Source organism: Janthinobacterium sp. LPB2021202312-11-4, from assembly GCF_037049705.1.
Taxonomy (GTDB): domain Bacteria; phylum Pseudomonadota; class Gammaproteobacteria; order Pseudomonadales; family Pseudomonadaceae; genus Aquipseudomonas.
Genome location: NZ_JBAGKV010000055.1, coordinates 1 through 19,075 on the forward strand (window position 1 = coordinate 1; position 19,075 = coordinate 19,075).

10 protein-coding genes are annotated in these 19,075 nt (G+C 60.2%); 7 read left to right on the forward strand and 3 right to left on the reverse strand.

Going from position 1 to position 19,075, the window contains the following annotated elements; translation table 11 throughout:
* Both V5E99_RS30150 and V5E99_RS30155 read left to right on the forward strand, forming a co-directional pair.
* Positions 1-6,259 (forward strand): immunoglobulin-like domain-containing protein (locus V5E99_RS30150; RefSeq protein WP_499806127.1); only part of this gene is annotated, 6,259 nt, incomplete at its 5' end.
* 147 nt (positions 6,260-6,406) lie between these two features.
* Complete coding sequence (locus V5E99_RS30155) at positions 6,407-6,745, forward strand: hypothetical protein (protein ID WP_499806128.1); 339 nt, start codon at positions 6,407-6,409, stop codon at positions 6,743-6,745.
* 127 nt (positions 6,746-6,872) lie between these two features.
* Here V5E99_RS30155 and lapD read toward each other — a convergent pair whose 3' ends face one another.
* Positions 6,873-8,819 (reverse strand): cyclic di-GMP receptor LapD, encoded by a 1,947-nt coding sequence (gene lapD / locus V5E99_RS30160; protein ID WP_499806130.1) that lies wholly within the window; start codon positions 8,817-8,819, stop codon positions 6,873-6,875.
* A 14-nt stretch (positions 8,820-8,833) separates the two neighbouring features.
* The gene (lapG, locus tag V5E99_RS30165) at positions 8,834-9,526 is read right to left on the reverse strand and encodes a cysteine protease LapG (protein WP_499806131.1); all 693 of its coding nucleotides are present in this window, start codon (positions 9,524-9,526) and stop codon (positions 8,834-8,836) included.
* Between the two features lie 240 nt (positions 9,527-9,766).
* Here lapG and V5E99_RS30170 point away from each other — a divergent pair, with 240 nt between their 5' ends.
* The 5 genes from V5E99_RS30170 (at position 9,767) to V5E99_RS30190 (ending at position 16,866) form a co-directional block, all read left to right on the forward strand.
* Positions 9,767-10,477, forward strand: coding sequence for a GntR family transcriptional regulator (locus V5E99_RS30170; protein ID WP_499806132.1), 711 nt, complete (start codon positions 9,767-9,769; stop codon positions 10,475-10,477).
* Positions 10,478-11,249: 772 nt separating this feature from the next.
* Positions 11,250-12,026: a DUF3050 domain-containing protein gene (locus V5E99_RS30175; RefSeq protein WP_499806133.1), complete on the forward strand. Its 777-nt coding sequence runs from the start codon at positions 11,250-11,252 to the stop codon at positions 12,024-12,026.
* Positions 12,023-12,952, forward strand: coding sequence for a diiron oxygenase (locus V5E99_RS30180; protein WP_499806135.1), 930 nt, complete (start codon positions 12,023-12,025; stop codon positions 12,950-12,952). Before V5E99_RS30175 ends, V5E99_RS30180 begins: the two co-directional genes overlap by 4 nt.
* 13 nt (positions 12,953-12,965) lie before the next feature.
* Positions 12,966-16,376: an amino acid adenylation domain-containing protein gene (locus V5E99_RS30185; protein WP_499806137.1), complete on the forward strand. Its 3,411-nt coding sequence runs from the start codon at positions 12,966-12,968 to the stop codon at positions 16,374-16,376.
* Between the two features lie 22 nt (positions 16,377-16,398).
* Entirely contained in the window at positions 16,399-16,866 is a 468-nt protein-coding gene (locus tag V5E99_RS30190) for an SRPBCC family protein (protein ID WP_499806139.1), read from the forward strand.
* A gap of 57 nt (positions 16,867-16,923) precedes the next feature.
* Here V5E99_RS30190 and V5E99_RS30195 read toward each other — a convergent pair whose 3' ends face one another.
* On the reverse strand, positions 16,924-18,804 hold the full coding sequence (locus V5E99_RS30195) for a methyl-accepting chemotaxis protein (protein WP_499806141.1): 1,881 nt from the start codon (positions 18,802-18,804) through the stop codon (positions 16,924-16,926).
* Between the last annotated feature and the right edge of the window lie 271 nt (positions 18,805-19,075).

Consider the following 19,075-nt stretch of genomic DNA (forward strand, 5'->3'; position numbering starts at 1 on the left):
TACCGTGACCATCCCTGCCCCGGCCGACGACGTCTACAAAGACGCCGGCACCGTTCAGGCAACGATCACCAAAGCCACTGGCGGTAACTTCGAGAACCTGGCCACCAGCAGCACCCCTGCCGTGACCAATGTGACCGACACCATCGACACTTCGACGGTCAAACTGACCGCGACCGGTACTGCGGCTGAAGGTGGCACTGTCACTTACACCGCGACAGTTGGTCAGCCAGTGACGGGTTCTCCGGTGACTGTGACTTTGGCCAACGGCCAAAACATCACCATCGAAGTCGGTAAAACCACCGGTACTGTGACCACCATTGCGCCGAACGACGTGCTCAATGGCCACGCGCCATTGACCAACTCGATCACCAACGTCAGCGGCGGTAACTACGAAAATTTGGTTGCCGATAAAACTCCGGTCAGCACCACCGTGACCGACACCGTCGACACCACCAACCTGTCGCTGAGCGCAACTGGCTCGGTCGCCGAGGGCGGTTCGATTGTTTACACCGCCACCCTGACCAACGCGGCTGGCACTCCAGTGACCGTGACGCTGAGCAACGGTGCTGTGATCACCATCGACGCCGGCAAAACCACCGGCACCGTAACCGTCGATGCGCCAAAAGATGACGTCTACATCGACGCCGGCAAAGTCAGCGCCACCATCAGCACTGCGACGGGCGGCAATTTCGAAAGCCTGGTGCCGAGCACTGTTCCAGCCGTGACTAACGTCACTGACACTATCGACACCTCGACCGTGAAACTGACCGCGACCGGCACCGCAGCGGAAGGTGGCACTGTCACTTACACCGCCACCGTCGGCCAGCCAGTGACTGGGTCTCCGGTGACCGTGACCTTGGCCAACGGCCAAAACATCACCATCGAAGTCGGCAAAACCACTGGTACTGTGACCACCATTGCGCCGAACGACGTGCTCAATGGCCACGCGCCGTTGACCAACTCGATCACCAACGTCAGCGGTGGTAACTACGAGAACCTTGTAGCCGACAAAACCCCGGTCAGCACCACCGTGACCGATACCATCGACACCACCAACCTGTCGTTGAGCGCAACTGGCTCGGTCGCCGAGGGTGGTTCGATTGTTTACACCGCGACACTGACCAACGCGGCCGGCACGCCGGTTACCGTGACTCTGTCGAACGGTGCTGTGATCACCATCGACGCCGGCAAAACCACCGGCACCGTAACCGTCGATGCGCCAAAAGATGACGTCTACATCGACGCCGGCAAAGTCAGCGCCACCATCAGCACTGCGACGGGCGGAAATTTCGAAAGCCTGGTGCCGAGCACTGTTCCAGCCGTGACTAACGTCACCGACACCATCGACACCTCGACCGTGAAACTGACCGCGACCGGCACCGCAGCGGAAGGCGGCACCGTCACCTACACCGCAACGGTTGGTCAGCCAGTAACAGGTTCTCCGGTCACGGTAACCTTGGCCAACGGCCAGAACATCACCATCGACATCGGCAAAACCACTGGCACTGTCACCACCATTGCGCCGAACGATGTGCTCAATGGCCACGCGCCGTTGACCAACTCGATCACTAACGTGAGCGGCGGTAACTACGAAAATCTGGTGGCTGACAAAACACCGGTCAGCACCACTGTCACAGACACTGTAGACACCACCAACCTGTCGCTGAGCGCAACTGGCTCGGTAGCCGAAGGTGGCCAGATCACCTACACCGCCACCCTGACCAACGCTGCCGGCACCCCGGTCACCGTAACCCTGAGCAACGGCTCGGTCATCACCATCGACGCGGGCAAAACCACCGGCACCGTGACCATCCCTGCCCCGGCTGACGACGTCTACAAAGACGCCGGCACCGTTCAGGCAACGATCACCAAAGCCACCGGCGGTAACTTCGAGAACCTGGCCACCAGCAGCACCCCTGCCGTGACCAACGTGACCGACACCATCGACACTTCGACGGTGAAACTGACCGCGACCGGTACTGCGGCTGAAGGTGGCACCGTCACCTACACCGCAACGGTTGGTCAGCCAGTAACAGGCTCGCCAGTCACAGTGACCTTGGCCAACGGCCAGAACATCACCATCGACATCGGCAAAACCACCGGCACCATCACCGCCATCGCACCGAACGACGTGCTTTCCGGTCACGCGCCGTTAACCAACTCGATCACCAACGTCAGCGGCGGTAACTACGAAAACCTGGTGGCCGACAAAACCCCGGTCAGCACCACTGTGACCGACACCGTCGACACTACTAACCTGTCGTTGAGCGCCACTGGCTCGGTAGCAGAAGGTGGCCAGATCACCTACACCGCCACCCTGACCAATGCCGCTGGCACCCCGGTCACCGTAACCCTGAGCAACGGCTCGGCCATCACCATCGACGCCGGCAAAACCACCGGCACGGTCACCATCGCGGCACCAGCCGATGACGTTTACATCGACGCCGGTAAGGTCAGCGCCACGATCACCAATGCCACCGGTGGCAACTTCGAAAACCTGGCCACCAGCAATACCCCTGCTGTGACCAACGTCACCGACACCATCGACAAGACCGAAGTCAGCATCACCGGCAGCACCTCGGTGACCGAAGGCCAGACCGCCAGCTACACCGTCAGCCTAACGCACCCGGCGCAAACCGAAGTGACGCTGAAAATCGTCTACAGCGGCACCGCCGCCGACGGTTCGGACTTCACCGGGGTGTACACCGTGAAGATCCCGGCCGGCGCCAGCACCGCCAACTTCAACGTGGCGACCATCGACGACAAGATCACCGAAGGCACCGAAAACTTCGTGGTCAAGATCGATTCGGCCACCGGCGGCAACTTCGAGAACCTCGCGGTCAGCGCCACCAATGGCAGCGTCAGTACCTCGATCATCGACAACGATGCGCCGCCGGTCATCGACCTGGACGCCAACAACTCCAGCGGCGCGACCGGTGCCAACTACAACGTGACCTTCACCGAAGGCACCACGGGCCAAGGCGTGTCGATTGCCGACACCGACCTGAAAATCACCGACCCGGACAGCACCATGCTGACCGGCGCCACCATCGTGCTGACCAACCGTCAGGACGGCGATGCGCTGAATCTGGGCAACAGCGTCAACGGCATTTCGATCAATGCCAACAGCACCAATGGCACTGTCACGCTGACCCTGTCGGGCACCGCGTCGCTCGCCGACTACATGCAGCAGATCAAGAACATCAGCTTCACCAACAGCAGCCACGACCCAAGCACAGTGCCGCGGATCATCACCGTGACCGTGACCGACGGCGGCAACTACTCGAACGTCGCAACGACCACCGTCAACGTGGTCGCCGTGAACGACGCGCCAACCGCCGCTCCGCTTAACGTCACCGGCACCGAAGACACCCCGCTGATCCTTGGCTGGTCGACCTTCGGCGTCAGCGATGTCGACAGCCCGGCCGCGAGCCTGGGCGTGAAAATCACCGGCCTGCCAGGCGAAGGCAAGTTGCAGTACCTGAACGGTTCGACCTGGACCGACGTGACGAACAACCAGACCTTCACCAAGGCTGACATCGACGCTGGCAAGCTGCGCTTCACCCCGGATGCCAACGAGTCCGGCACCAACGGCTACGGCGGCACCGGCCTGGGCAACAATCAGGCGGACTACGCGCAGATCAAGTTCCAGCCAACCGACGGCCAGGCGCTGGGCACCGTCAACACCGTGAAAATCGACATCACGCCAGTGGCCGATGCACCGTCGCTGACCGTGGCGGACAACAGCGTCAAATCCACCGGGCTGGTCAAGGAAGTCTGGACCGGTCTGTCGGGCCTAGGCACTGACGGCAGCGGCGCACCGACGGCCACGCTCAAATCGGTCATCGACGCGGCAGGTACACCGAACTCCAGCACCAACGTGACCAACGTGCAGTCCGACGGCAGTGTCGCGGCGGGTACAGCGTCGAAAACTTCCGGCCTGATCTACCTCGAAGCCGGCAAGACCTACAGCTTCACCGGTACCGGTGATGACAGTTTGCTGGTGACCGTCGGCGGCAAAAACGTCGCCTCCGCCCTGTGGGGTTCGGGCGGTACGCTGAGTGGTTCGTTCACCCCGACCGCCAGCGGCTACTACACCCTGGACATCTACCACCACAACCAGAGTGGCCCGGGCAGCTATGACGTCAACCTGTCGGTCAATGGCGGCACCGCCATCGACCTGAGCAGTGCCGGCGTGCCGCTGTACACCGGCGTGGCCGACCTGGCCGCTTCCGGCGTGACAGTTTCCGACCTGCACGGCACCGGCGAAGGCTACTACGACGGCTACAAGCTCAACACCGGCTTCGAAGGCACCAACGTTCACCTGAGCGCGATCAGCACAGCGCTGACCGACACCGACGGCTCCGAAAGCCTGAGCGTGAAAATCAGTGGCATCCCGGCAGGCTCGGTCCTGACCGATGGCGCCGGCCACTCCTTCACCGCCACCGCGACCGGCGGCGAAGCCAACGTCACCGGCTGGAACCTCGGCACCCTGACCGTCACTCCGCCGACCTACTACAACGGCCAGTTCAACCTGACCGTGACCTCGACCTCCACCGAGGCCCTGGGCGGTTCGGCCATCACCACGGCAACGATCCCGGTCACCGTTTACCCGGCGACTTACAGCGCAATCACCGCCACCGCGGCCAGTGACACCATCAGCGGCACCGATGGCAACGACATCATGATCGCCGACATCGGCGGCCTGACCGTGGTGCCGGGCACCAACTACAACATTGCCTTCATGGTCGACAGTTCGGGCAGCATGAGCGCGTCGTCGATCAGCGCCGCCAAGGATTCGCTGACGTCGGTGTTCAACACCCTCAAGCAAAGCATGGGCGGCAACTCGGGCACCGTGAACATCTTCCTGGTGGACTTCGATACCCAGGTCAACAAGTCGGTGTCGGTCAACCTGAACGACCCGAATGCGCTGACCTCGCTCAAGGCCGTCCTGGACTCGATGTCGTCCGGCGGCGGCACCAACTACGAGGACGTGTTCAAAACCACGGCCAACTGGTTCCAGAGCGCGGATGCCGTGGCCAACACCGGGGCGAAGAACCTCACGTACTTCATCACCGACGGCAAGCCGACCTACTACCAGAGCGGCGAGCAGACCAACCCGAACCTGTATGGCAGCGTCAAACTGGACAGCGTGATCAACACCACCAATTACCAGTTGGGCAAAGCCGTCAGCCTGGTCCCGGACAGCACCCACCAGATCGATATCTCCGCCTCAGGCGCTGTGACTGTCTGGACCAAGTCCGGCAACAATTGGTCGTACACAAACCCGGGCACGTTGCACGCCCAGGGCGATGGCACCTACGAGTTGTCGAGCCTGGCAGGCAGCGGTAACAGCACCAGCCAAACCACCGTCGACAACGCCAGCAGCAGCTTCGCATTGCTGGGCAACCTGTCGAACGTCGAAGCCATCGGCCTGAACAGCGACGTGACCCTGGCTGACCTGAAACCGTACGACTCGGACAAAACGCCACAAACCAACATCGACCCGAAAGACCTGGCCAACTCGATCATCGGTCACACCGAAGCGACGCTGCCAGGTTCCGACACGGTCAGCGGCGGCGACGGCAACGACATCCTGTTCGGCGACCTGGTGAGCTTCAACGGCATCGCCGGCGAGGGTTACCAGGCCATGCAGGCGTTCGTCGCCCAGCAAACCGGCGTGGATGTCAGCAAAGTCACCACCAGCAACGTGCACCAGTTCATCACCGAGCACTACACCGCGTTCGACGTGTCCGGCGCCCACGATGGCAACGACACACTGCTGGGCGGCGCAGGCAATGACATTCTCTTCGGCCAGGGTGGCAACGACACCCTCGACGGCGGCAAGGGCAATGACATCCTGCTCGGTGGCAGCGGTAACGACACGCTGATCGGCGGTTCGGGCAACGACATCCTGATCGGCGGCTCGGGTGCCGACACCTTTGTGTGGAAGGCGGGCGACACCGGCAGCGACGTGATCAAGGACTTCAAGGCCGATGAAGGCGACCGTATCGACCTGCGCGATTTGCTGCAGGGCGAAACCGGCAGCACCATCGACAACTTCCTGAAAATCACCACCGTCGATGGCGTGTCGTCGTTGCAAGTCAGCTCGGCCGGCAAGTTCAACTCGGGCGATGCCGCTGCCGCAACACCGGACGTAACGATCAAACTGGAAGGCAACAACTGGTCCACCGCCAACATTCACTCGTTGATTGCCGGCAGTGACCCGACCATCAAAGTCGACCACAACAACAGCTGATCCAACGTAAAACGGCCGCCCTTCTGGGGCGGCCGTCACGTTTACGCCCATCTCACCGGTGACGATTTCATCGCCGCACCGCATACTCGCCAGCAGTTGGCTATGCTGCTGACAGCATGACGCTGGTCCATTTCTGAGGGATGCTCAATGTTTTACGTGCAACGCGATGCGCAAGGCCAATTGGTGCGCGTGGAAGCCGCGGCCTATGCCGAGGCCACGGAAACACTGCCGGCCGACAATCACGAGATCCAGGCCTGGTACGCCAACGAAGTGATGGAAACCAGCCTCAAACAGCTCAAGCAGAGCGACCTGGAGATGATCCGGGTACTCGACGACTTGATCCAGGTACTGACCAGCAAAGGCGTGATCCGCGTCACCGACCTGCCGCCAGCAGCACAAGCCAAGCTGATGGACCGGACCCAGGCCCGGGAAGCGTTGGGCGGGTTGAGCCATTTGATCGACGATGATGAGACGGGGTTGATCTAAACCCGTTCGGTAAAAGCAAAAGATCGCAGCCTTCGGCAGCTCCTACAGGGTTATGCATACACCTGTAGGAGCTGCCGAAGGCTGCGATCTTTTTTGATTGTTCCCACGCGAGGGAACGATCAGTGAGTTACTTCCAGGGCTTGGGCTCACCCACCAATTGCCCTTGAACCCCATACAACCCCATCTCGCGAATCACCGACAATTCCCCTTCGGTCTCGACCCGCTCGGCAATCAACGGCAGGTCAATGCCATGCGCCGCCCGCTGAACCGCCTCGATGAACAGACGCTTGTCGCTTTCCTGATCAATCGCCCGGATGTAGCTGCCATCGATCTTCAAATACGCCAACCCCAGTCGCGCCAGGTTGCCGATCATGCTGAATCGCCCGCCAAACCGCTGCAGGCTCAGGGAGAACCCCAGCTCGCGCAGGCGTCGCGTTAACTGTTCCAGCACTGCTTGTTCGGGCAATTGCTCTTCACCGATCTCCAGGGTCAGCCGCTCACCCAGATTGGAATGCTGACGCAAAATTTCAAACACCTTGTTCAGCGCCTGCGGGTCCGCCAGCGTCGCCGAGGACAGATTCAACGCCAGCGACTCTTCATGCTCCGACATCTGCTCCAGCACCAGCTCCAACATCAGTCGGTCCAGGCGTGCCGTCCAGCCGAAGCGCTCCAGCCACGGCAGGAAACGCCCGGCGGGAATGGTCTGGCCCTGGTCATCGAGCAGGCGCGACAGCACCTTGTAATGCAGCACCAGCGTGGTGTCTTGAGCCACCACCACCGGTTGGAAATACAACTCGAAGCGCTGCTGATTCAACGCCCCGTCGAGCAGTCGGTGCCACGCATGATGGTCATCGCCGACACTGGCCGACGCACCGTGATCCAGGCACGCCCAGCTCTGTTCGCCCTGACCTTCAGCCTGCGCCAGCGCCTGATCCGCCAGCCCGATCACCGCTTGCGGCGAGTCGCCATGAACAAACGGTGCCAGGCCGATAGAGGCCACGGACGCCACGTCGGTCGCGCCGGTCGCGTGCAAACTCGCCAAGGCACTGTCGAGGTTTTGCGCCAGTTGCAGCGCTTCTTCGCGCACCAGCCCCGGCGCGAGTACGGCGAACTCACCGCCGCGAATCCGGGTGACGAGGTTCTGGGTTTCCGGATACTTGGCGCACTCGCGGGACAATTGCTCGCCCACGGCTTTCAACAATTCATCGGTGCGTTGCCCGCCGAGGCGCTGGTTCAACCCGGCCAGGTCCCTGACCCGCAACAACAGCAGATAACCGGAACTGGCCTGTTCCGGGTTGCTCACCCGCGCGTTCAATTGCATCTCGAAATAGCGCCGGTTGGCCAGGCCCGTGAGGTTGTCCTGATAGGACTCGACCCGCAGTTTTTCACTGCGCTCGGCCTGCTCCTGGAACAGCGCCTTGAGCTTCTCGACCATTTGGTTCATGGCCTGAACCACGCGGCGCAGTTCCGGCGTGCGCGGCAGTTGCGGCAGGCTGAGGAATTCCCGGCGAGCGATGGCGTGGGATTGCTGGACCATGTAATCCAGCGGCTTCAATTGCCGACGCAACAGCAGCGCGCCCAACACCGCACTCACCGCGCCGCAGATCAGCAACCAGCCCAGGCTGCCCAACGCGCTCTGCCAGAGCTTGGCCACGGCGAACATCGGGTGGCTGACCACCTCGACCCGCGCGGCCTGCTCCCAGCCACGGCTGACCAGCGCATCGCCACCGGCCGCTTCGAGGCCGATCATTTTGACGAACCAGTCCGGCACATTGTTCACCGCCGGGATACCGCTGCGCTCGACGATGGTCTGATCGGTCTTGAGATCGACCACGCGGATGCTCGCGTAGTAGCCACTGTCGAAGATCGAGCTGACCAGCAACTCGACCATCGCCGGGTCGTCGATGTTCGGCGTCAGGGACAGTGCCAGCGCCGTGGCGGCGTCCTGGGCGTGGGAGCGCAACTGATTGACGTACTGGGTGCGCGAACTCTCCAGGCTGACCATGAAGCTGCCGGTGAAGGCGACCACAAGGAACAGACAGATAGCGATCAACAGCTGTTTAAACAAAGACATCTGAGCGCGTGCTCCTAGTTAGTCGTCTCGACCGGAAATCCTTCGGCCTGCATTTTCTTCAACACATCCTGCCAACGAGACAGGCGTTTAGTGTCACCCACCTTCTTGTTGCCCTTGGCGCCGGGCAAGTACAAGCCTTCGGCATTGAAAGAGTAGACCGGCAGCAAATCGGTTCGTTGGCTGGCAGGCTTGATCTCGTTGATCAGGCTGTCGAGCACCAGCGGCATCGCCTCTGGCGTTGAATAGTAGGTCAACACCATGTGGGCCCGGTTCAGGCGCAACGCCTTGACGTAAGTGATGCGCAGCTTGTCACTGGAAACACCGAGGTGGCGCAGGCTGAAATACTTGGCGATGGCGTAGTCTTCGCAGTCGCCGGCACCCTTCCACAAGGCTTCGATGGGGGTTTCCCAATAATCGACTTCGTGCCACAGGTCGATGTCTTCTTCGTAGCGCACTTGTTTATTGAAGAACTGGTTCACTACGTTAAGCTTTTCCAGCTCGCCGACCTGCTTCTGAGTGGCCAGCAAACGCTGCCAGGCATCAATCCTTTGCTGCCCCTCGCCCAACGGACCGTACAAGGCCTGCGCGCGGCGGCTGATCAGGGAAAAATCCCAGTCGGCATGCAGACCGCCCAGCATGACGCCGGCCAGCAGCAGCGCGCAGCACAACCAGCGCAAAGTCCGAGGGATCGCGAAACGTGCCGCCAATGCGAGGCATCCTGGGTAGGCAGGTGGAAGTCGCTTGATGGTGAAGGTTAGACCGATAAAAGACAATGGCACGGTGCAATCACTCGCCACACGCTAAGCTTTGTATGTTGGCTGACATGAAAAAGATCTCACTAATGGCATTCGGCCTTGAGACAATTCTTAACATGGTTTGACAACGTGTACGGCAGTCACTAGTGTCAATTTGGATCCAAAAACTTCAATCAAACAGGGTGCGTTTTCGTGACACAGAAGCCCAATCCTCTGAACAGCATCAAGGTCAACGGGCCGATTCCCGCTCATCTGGCGCGCTCGGTGATCGAAGAAACCCTGCGTTCGGCCATTCTCGACGGTCGCATCCCTTGCGGCACCGCCCTGCGCCAGCAAGACCTGGCGGACCTGTTCGGCGTCAGTCGCATGCCAGTGCGCGAAGCCTTGCGCCAGCTCGAAGCGCAAGCCTTGCTCACCGTCGTCGCTCACAAAGGCGCCGTGGTCGCCGCGCTGGTCCAGGGTGATGCGACAGAAACCTATGAGTTGCGAATCTTGCTGGAATCCGAAGCCCTGCGCCGCTCGATTCCCCTGCTCGAAACCGCCGATTTCGAATTGGCCGCCCGCTACATCGATGAGTTGGAAACCGAACACAACTACACCGAGATCGGCCGGCTCAATCGCCTGTTCCACATGGCGTTGTACAACAAGGCACCAAATCGCCGGCTATTGCGACTGGTTGAAGACGGGCTGAACGAAGAAGAGCGCTTCCTGCGCTTTAACCTCGAAGCGATGGGCCTGGGCAAGTTATCCCAGGAAGATCACCGGGATTTGTTGCGTGCCGTTGAAGACCGGGACATCGAGCGCTCGGTAAAACTGCTTGAACATCACCTCAATCGTGGCGTTGAGGTCATCACCCGTTACCTCGACAGCCCCGCCGCACAGAGCAGGAAAACCGCGAAGTAAACCGCCACCGCAAGCACGAGCGAGCCAATTGAATAGCTCGCTTGTACTGACCGTAACTTCCGAATCCCGGCCCAGGGAATAACCTTCTTACAAATCCCTCGTTCGCTTGTACAGGTTCGGTATAGCAACGCTATTCCCGTCTGTACTGAGTCCCGCCTTCAACACCGCCCTCAAGCCGAATAATTGCTCCCTGGAATGACGCACCAACGATAGCGGCTGCCGTCATTTACGCTCACTCTTGGGTCTGCCAACCAACAACGACGGACGACGCACCGCAGCCACGGAGCAGTCACCGCACCAAGAACCTACGGAAGGAGTCTTGCCACGGGAAAGGAAGAACACGGTGTATTCCCGACCAACTTCCATCCCCTCAGATCACACTAACTACCCCTATAAGAAAGTTGCTTTGAGTGAGGCATTCACTCTCTTATTCGATTCTGACTTATATAAGCCGGAAGGAGCAACTTCACCCAAATAAAACTCAAACCAAAAGTTTTATTGAAACTTCTCGCGCCCGAAAAACCGGAACTTACAATTATTATAAAAATAACTTGCAGCGTACTTTACTCATGTATTAGTTTTTCCCCGCCACTACTGAATACAGGGCTAACAAGCTCAACAGCGTATTCAACAAGGCATTCTTAAAGACTGTTTCATCAGGCATACACATCAATTCGATTGAGGCCTCTGCTCGTCAACAAAAAAGTTTAATGCACTGTCGCTTATTGATGACATCACTCAACGGTATTTCAAACTACTTATAGGCTCGCCCATGAAACCGACTAATGACCGTCTTAATCAAAAGAAAGCAGAACTTAGCGCTCACCCGATCTTTGGCGAAATACATTCGTTGTCGATTTTGCGGCGCTTCATGGAAACCCATGTCTTTGCCGTCTGGGACTTCATGTCGCTGACCAAGCGCTTGCAGCAGGAACTGACCTGCGTTCAGTTGCCCTGGCTGCCGCCGCGCGATCCGCAAGCCGCTCGGCTGATCAACGAAATTGTGCTCGGTGAAGAATCCGATGACCGGCCTGCCAACGGTCACTACAGCCATTTTGAGTTGTACCTGGACGCGATGCGCGAGGTCGGTGCCAGTACGGCTGCGGTGGAGCGCTTCGTGGCGTTGCAAAAAGAAGGGGTGAGCTACGACGTGGCGCTGCAAAGCGTGGACATCGACCCCGCCGCCGCGCAGTTCGTGCGCCATACCTTGCACACCGCACTGCATGCGCCCGGTCACAGCGTGGCCGCCGCGTTTTTGCATGGTCGCGAAAGTGTGATCCCGCAGATGTTCCAGCGGATTCTCGATGACTGGGGCATCGGCATCGAGCAAGCGCCGACCTTCCGTTATTACCTGGAGCGGCACATTGAAGTCGACTCCGAAGACCACGGCCCGGCCGCCGAAAAACTCCTCGCACGGCTGGTCGATGGCGACCCGCAACGCCAGGAAGACGTGTACGCCAGCGCCATCGCCGCCGTGGAAAGCCGCATCGCCCTGTGGGATGGCTTGCGCCTGAGCATGAGCGAACCTGTCGCCGAGGTGAACGCATGAACGCCGCCGATTACCAATCCTTCGCCGACGCCTGGGAAAGCCGCGCGACCATCCGCACCCGCCCCCGCCGCGTGCTGGAGAACGACGACAAGTTGATCTATCCGCTGAGTCGTCAGCCGTTGGTGCTGAGCGAAACCTTCCTGCGCGAATGCCCGGAACAACGGGACTTCGCCCTGGTGCAAACGCTCTACAAATTCATCAACGACGTGGTGATTTTCGAAACCGAGATCGTCGACAAAACCGCCCGCAGCATCGCCAAGAATCGCTTCGCCGTGGCCTTCCCGTTCGCCTGCCGCTACGACGCCATGACCGTGGTGGTGGACGAGGATTACCACGCGCTGGTGGCGATGGATTTCATGCAGCAAACCGTCGCCATGACCGGCATCACGCCGATCGAACTGCCGGACGAAATCGAACTGAGCCGGGCCATCCCCGCCGCCGTGGCGCTGGCACCGGAACACCTGCGCAGCGCCGTGGAGCTGATCTGCGTGGCCATCGCCGAGAACACCGTGACTGGCGATGTGGCGGCGTTCGCCAAGGACGACACGGTCAAGCAGTCGATCAAGGGACTGATGGCCGACCACTTGCTGGACGAGGGTCGTCACTCCGGATTCTGGTCGCGACTGGTGCGCATCTACTGGCACACCGCGAGCGAAGCCGACCGCGAATGCATCGCGCAGATCCTGCCGGTGTTCATCGGCCACTACCTGACCAACGACATTCAAAAGTCCTTCGACTTCCGCCTGATCGAGTCCTTGCAGATCAGTGACGCCGCGCGCCGGGCACTCAAGAGCGAAGTGTCGGGCCTGGCCTTTCCGATCAATCGCCATCACCCGCTGGTCGCCAACATCGTGCGGTTTTTCCGCAGCAGTTCGCTGCTCGATTCGCCGTGCGTTCAGCAAGCCCTGAGCGACTACCTGGTTTAACGAGGAGAACATCATGAGACGTCTCGACATTGTGCTTATAGGGCAGAGCCAGGCCTTGACCGACCTGGCGCTGGAGCTCGAACAACACGGACATTCACTGGTGCGGCTGACGGTTGTCGGCGAGCCGGGGTTGGGCAACGTCGATATGGTGATCGACGATGCCAGCCTGGCCTGGCACCACGTCGGCGAGGTGCCGCGACTGACCTTGCAGTTGGGTGTAGGTGAGTCTTCCGGGCTGCCTACCCTGGACCTGCTGTGCACGTACGGTTCAACGTTGTTCACCCGCGTGCCGATCGCCGAAGAACCCTCCGGCAACGGCCAGGCATTGCGCCTGCGAGCGGTGGCCGAATTGGTAGACCACGTGGCCTTGCTGGTCAGTCGTTTCTCTCGGGATGACGACTATTTCCGGCTCACCGAACCGGCATCACCGGCGCACTTCGAGCGTGTGGAAAACCTGCAGTTTCTGGAGAGACTGGCGTTCGTCCATCGGCTAAACGTCACGGCGCACCCCGAGCTGCTCGGATTGGGCCGCATCCCGATGATCGAACGGCTTGAACAGCGCTTCATCCAATGCGCCGAACGGCCGGCGCTGAACATCGCCGGCACGTCCCTGAGTTATCGCCAGTTGCACGCCCATAGCCGGGCGATTCAGCAACGATTGCAGCCGCTGCTCGCTCAGCATCAAGGCACGTTGGTGGTCGGGATTTGCCTGCCCAAATGCAGCGCGTTGTATGCGGGGATTCTGGCGATTCTCGGCAGCGGCGCGGTGTACCTGCCGCTGGAGCCGAGCCATCCGCTGCAACGTCAGCACTACATTCTGGAGAACGCCGGGGCGGTGCTGTTGCTGCATGACGGCGCGCATCCGCTGGCGGAGCAGATGCCGGGGCTGGACATCAGTCGCATCGACCTCGATGACGTGGACCTCGAGCAACCGTTGATGCGCCAGCGACCGGCGCTCGACGCGCCGTGCATGGCGCTCTACACCTCGGGCACCACGGGGCATCCGAAAGGCGTGCTGCTCAGCCAGGCCAACCTCGCGCACTTCACCGCGTGGTACGCCGACTATGTGCAACTGACCGAACAGAGCCGCGTGCTGCAGTTTTCGTCGCTGAGTTTCGATTCGTCGCTGATCGATATTTTCCCAACGCTGCTGCAAGGCGCCGAGCTGATTGTGCCCAGCGACGACCAGCGCCGTGATCCATTGCAACTGGTCGAGTTGATCCGTCATCAAAAACTGAGCCACGCGTTTTTGCCGCCAGCACTGTTGAGCATCCTGCCGCTGGATCAACTACAGGTGCTCGATCACGTCATGACCGGTGGCGACGTCTGCGAACCCTACGTCATCGAACAACTGACCCGCCAGGGCAACCTCTACAACCTCTACGGCCCAACCGAAGCCACGGTGCTGATCACCGCGCGACAACTGCGGCCCGGCGACAACAACCGCACCCTCGGCGGCCCGATTGCCAACAGCCAGGTGCTGATTCTCGATGAAGACTTTCAACCGGTGGCCGAGCAAACCGTCGGCGAGTTGTACATCGTCGGCCCGGGCGTGTGCCTGGGGTACCTGAACAACCCGCAGCAAACCGCCGAGCGTTATCTGGACCTGAACCTGCCCAACGGTGAACGCCTGCGCGCCTATCGAACCGGCGACATGGCGAAGTGGACCGGCGACGGGATCGAGCTGTGCGGGCGGCGGGACAATCAGGTGAAAATCCGTGGCTTCCGGGTCGAGCCGGAAGAGATCGAACGCTGCCTGCGGGACAGTCAGTTGTACCGGCAGGTGGCGGTGGTCATCGACAGTCAGCGACGGATTCTGGCGTTCCTCGCCCAGCCTCAGGAAGAGCAACCCGGCGCGGCTCGCGAAGCGTTGAAAGCACACGCCATGCAGTTCCTGCCGGATTACATGCAACCCGGCGCGTGGACGGAGCTGGCGAGCATGCCATTCGCCAGTAACGGCAAGGTCGATCGCAAGGCGCTGCTGTCGCTGCCTGTCACCGTGCTGGAAAACAGCGCTCGGCGCTTGCCCGCCAGTGCCGATGAAGCGCTGTTGCTGGAGATCTGGGCCGAGTTGCTGGAGCTGCCGGCGAGCGATATTTCCACCGACGAAAGTTTCTTCAACCTGGGCGGCCACTCGATCCTGCTGTCGCGGATGCTGCTGCGTCTGCGTGAAGAGTTCGGGCGCAGTATCTCGATCAACCGCTTCATCGAACTGCCGACCATCGCGAAACTGGCGACGCTGGTGCGTGGCTCGGGCACTGAAGAAGTGTTGAGCGAACAGGCCATGGCCGATGCCTTCCGCGAGCTGGATATTCAGCCGTTGCCGGTCAGCCGCATGGGCGATGTGCACAAGGTGATCGTCACCGGGGCCAACAGCTTTGTCGGCGTGCACATCGTCGAGGCGCTACTGGCCTGGGGTGCCAGCGAAGTGGCTTGCCTGGTGCGTGATGGTGGCGGGCAATCGGCAGCTGAGCGCTTCGCCCAGGCATTGCGCGAGAACCGTCTGGAGCACCTGGATATGCATCGGGTGCGGGTTTACGCGGCAGACATCACGCGCCCTTCCCTGGGGCTCGCGGCAGAGGTCTACGAGCGGCTGGACCGGGAGTTCGGCGCGCTGGTGCACAACGCGGCCAACGTCAATCACGTGCTCGATTACGCGTCGCTGGCGCAGGACAACGTCGAGCCGATTTTCGAGTGCCTGCGTTTGTGTGAAGGGCGCAGCAAGAAGATCTTCAACTTCGTCTCGACACTCTCGGCGTCCAGCACGATTTCCGACGATGGCCGGGTGCTGGAACTGCCCGCCGCGCAGACCCCGCCGATCTACATCAAGAACGGCTACAACCTGTCCAAGTGGGTCGGCGAGCGAATCCTGGAGCGGGCGCGAGAGCGCGGTGTGCGGGTCAACCTGTATCGCCCCGGCAACATCAGTTTCAACAGCCTCACGGGCGTCTGCCAGCCGCACAAAAATCGCTTGATGCTGATGCTCAAGGGTTCAATCCAGCTCGGTCAGGTGCCGGAATTCTCTCTGAACTTCGACCTGATGCCGGTGGACTTCCTCGCCCGTTTCATCGCGTTCCATGCCAGCCGTTATCAGCCCGAACACGCGGTGTTCAACCTGCACAACCCCGAGCCGCTGAGCTGGGATGCCTACGTCGATTCGTTTCGCGAAGCCGGCCGGGAGTTCTCGATGGTCAGCGTCGCCGACTGGCAGCAGCAACTGGGCCGGGTCGACAGCGATAACGCGCTGTTCGGCGTGCTCGGTTTCTACCTCAACGGCTTTGAAGAAGACATCGGCGACATCTCGATGATCGGCCACGACAACGCCCAGGCCGGCGTCCGGCAGATGGGCGCGCACTACCCGCAAAAATCCCCGGCGCTGCTGCGTCGTGGCTGCGACTACCTGAAAGAAATCAACTTCATCTGACCCACCCAACTGGAGCAAGACCATGAAAACCCTGCAACCCGATACCCTGATCAAAAACCCTAATGGCTGCCACGTCGTGTCTTCGGTGGAGGTGCCGGCGAACGCGGTGAACGTCTGGGCGGTGGTCGGCAACTTTGCCGGCTTCGATCAATTCATCCCGGCGCTGTCGCACATCGAGATGACCGGCGAAGGCGTGTCGTCCTTGCGCAAAAAGGTCTTCAAGGACGGCAACCTGGTGGTCGAGCAACTCAATTCCCGGGACGACCAGGCGTTGAGCATGACCTGGACCACGATCTACAACACCTTGGGCGTGGCCAATTTGTGGGCGGCGATGAATGTGGAGTCGCTGGGGGCGGGCAAGTCCCGGGCGACCTGGACCATCATTGCCGAACCCGCCCAGGGCGGCGCCGAAGCGTTGCCGGGGTTCAAGGATTTCGTCCAGGGCTTTGCCGATGACGCGATGAACAATGTGCTGAAGTTGTTTGCGTAAGGCATGAAAAAGCCCGCTGTGGAGGTGATCCACAGCGGGATTCTTTACTTCGGCGGATCAGATTTTGAAGCTGTCGACCAATTGCTTCAAACGGTTGGCCTGCAACGACAACGCATCGCAATCCTTCAACGTTTCATTGAGGTTGGCCACGCTTTGCTGGTTCAGCAAATTGATCTGGTTGACGTCGACGTTGAGGGTTTCCACCACGGCGGTCTGCTCTTCGGTCGCCGCAGCCACCGACTGGTTCATGCCGTCGATTTCGCCGATGCGCTGGGTCACGCTGACCAGACGCAAACCGGCCTGGTTCGCCACTTCAACACTCTCTTCGCTGGACACCTGACTGGCGTTCATTGTGGTCACCGCTTCGCGCGAACCGATCTGCAGCGAGGTGATCATTTTGTGGATCTCCTCGGCCGATTCCTGAGTACGGTGTGCCAGGTTACGTACCTCGTCCGCCACCACCGCGAAACCACGACCGGCTTCACCGGCACGCGCCGCTTCGATCGCCGCGTTAAGTGCCAGCAAGTTGGTTTGCTGGGAGATGCCCTTGATCACGTCCAGAATGTGCCCGATGTTGTCGGTGCTGGCATTCAGGGTTTCGATCTGGGTGCAGGACAGGCTGATTTTCTGCGACAACTCGGTCATGGCCAAGATGGTTTTTTCCACCACCTGACGACCGTCATCGGCCTGCTCACTGGCGCCGCTGGCATGCTGCGAAGCATCGGCGGCGTTGCGGGCGATTTCCTGGGTGGCGGCACCGAGCTCGTTGATCGCGGCGGCCACACTGTTGGTGCGAGCGCTTTGTTCGTCGGAACCGATGATCGAGGCGTTGGACGACGCCATCACCCGTTGCGACAGGTCATGGACCTGACGGGTTGCCGAGGACACTTCGGAAATCGATGCGTGAATCCGCTCCACGAACTGGTTGAACGCGCCGCCCAGTTCACCGAACTCATCTTTGCTTTCCACGGCCAGACGGCGGGTCAGATCGCCTTCACCCTGAGCGATGTCTTTCATCGCACGACCCATGGTGGTCAGCGGGCGCATCAGCACGTTGATCAACAGGCTCAGCAGCACGGCAATGGCGCTCACGGCGATAAACATCGCGATCAAGGCCGAGGTGCGGAATTGGCTCAGCGGCGCGTAGGCCTTGTCCTTGTCGATCGACAGACCGATGTACCACTCGGCATTCGGCAGGCCGGTGACCGGGGTGAACGAGAGGATGCGGTCCTGCTTGTTCAGGGTGACTTCCTGGTTACCCTTCTCGATGCGGACGTTGGTGTTTGGGTAGATGTCTTTCAGGTTCTTCATCACCTGATCTTTGTCCGGGCTGACGATCACCTGACCGTCGGCGCTGACCAGGAACGCGTGACCAATGCCGCCGAAGTCCACCGAGTTGATGATCTTCACCAGGGTTTCAAGACTCAGGTCACCGCCGACAACGCCCAGCAGTTCGCCGTTCTTTTTCACCGGCAAGGCGATGGTTACGACCAGACCACCAACCGCAGCCATGTAAGGCGGGGTCAGCATGGTCTTGTCGGCAGCGACGGCTTGTTTGTACCAAGGGCGCTGACGCGGATCGTAGCCATCCGGCATTTTCGCGTCCGGGCGCTGGGTGAACACGCCATTGGCCTGACCGACGTAAGTGAACTGGAAGTTCGAGGTGAAGGCCGGTTGATCCACCAACCCTGGCAGATCGGCAGTCGCGCCTTGGTGGGCGACGTTCTGTGCCAGGTTCTCCAACACCAGCACACGGCCGCTCATCCAGTTCTGCACACTGCTGGCGGTCAGATCACCCGCTTGTTGCACAGAAGATTCGAGGTTTTGCCGGATGGTGTTTCGCTGCAAATAGTCGTTGTACAAAGTGAACAACGCGAAAGCCAGCACCACGACGCCTGAAGCGGCCAGCAGGATTTTATGGCTGAACTTGAGATTCATTTCATGGGACTTCTTATGCAAAAAGTGGGGATGCGTTCCGGATTGCAACATTCCATGTAACAGCGCAGACGGTTTTTTGAGGTCGCTCTACTTTGGTGCACGCATGTCTCATCAGTCTTTCGGCATGAGTAGGAGAAATCTTAGGGGTTTGTATGAAATGGCTGACATTCATGCCAAATTCCCGCCGAACGGCGTACTAGAGCGCTTGGTTAAGCCTGTTTGAAACTTTTCTTGAGCCGAAACGAAAAAACCCCTGTCTGCGTTAGCAGAC

Coding starts and splice junctions, on each gene's coding strand:
- lapD (WP_499806130.1), bottom strand. CDS start 8,819: ATGTCTTTGTTTAAACAGCTGTTGATCGCTATCTGTCTGTTCCTTGTG.
- V5E99_RS30175 (WP_499806133.1), top strand. CDS start 11,250: ATGAAACCGACTAATGACCGTCTTAATCAAAAGAAAGCAGAACTTAGC.
- V5E99_RS30195 (WP_499806141.1), bottom strand. CDS start 18,804: ATGAATCTCAAGTTCAGCCATAAAATCCTGCTGGCCGCTTCAGGCGTC.
- V5E99_RS30185 (WP_499806137.1), top strand. CDS start 12,966: ATGAGACGTCTCGACATTGTGCTTATAGGGCAGAGCCAGGCCTTGACC.
- V5E99_RS30180 (WP_499806135.1), top strand. CDS start 12,023: ATGAACGCCGCCGATTACCAATCCTTCGCCGACGCCTGGGAAAGCCGC.
- V5E99_RS30155 (WP_499806128.1), top strand. CDS start 6,407: ATGTTTTACGTGCAACGCGATGCGCAAGGCCAATTGGTGCGCGTGGAA.
- V5E99_RS30190 (WP_499806139.1), top strand. CDS start 16,399: ATGAAAACCCTGCAACCCGATACCCTGATCAAAAACCCTAATGGCTGC.